The organism is Virgibacillus sp. M23 (assembly GCF_034190895.1).
Classification (GTDB): Bacteria; Bacillota; Bacilli; order Bacillales; family Amphibacillaceae; genus Virgibacillus; species Virgibacillus salarius.
Genome location: NZ_JAWDHA010000295.1, coordinates 1 through 428, shown reverse-complemented (window position 1 = coordinate 428; position 428 = coordinate 1). Strand labels below are relative to the sequence as shown.

The 428-nt window shown below is 41.4% G+C and carries 1 pseudogene; it reads right to left on the bottom strand.

From position 1 onward, the window contains the following. A pseudogene (locus RVS70_RS22635) lies at window positions 1-404 on the bottom strand (ABC transporter permease subunit); the annotation flags it as partial. Window positions 405-428 lie beyond the last annotated feature (24 nt).

The following is a 428-nucleotide window of genomic DNA, read 5'->3' as shown; positions in this document are numbered from 1 at the left end:
CCTAAGATCGAATAAACCCAGCCTGTTAAAATGACAAACAACAATAATCCAAACATCCCAATGACAATAGACTGGAGAGATGAAAGCACCTCGATAAATGTTCTGATGAAATCAGTCACTCTATTATTAGGCGCATACTCAGCCATGAACACTCCGCCTCCCACACCGAGCGGGATTGTAATCAGCATCGTAATCAATAAAATATAAAAGGAGTTAAACAGCTGGTCGCGTATGCCTCCTCCGGCTGCAATGGCGCTCGATTTTGTCGTAATAAAATGAAAGCTGAGCTGAGAAACACCGTTTATAATAATATAGGAAAACAAACCTACTAAAATGGCAGCGATAATGGCTGCACACAAACCAAACATTCCGGTCGCCAGTTTATCTGTTATTTTGCGGTTCATTACACTTTCCTCCTAGATGACAAG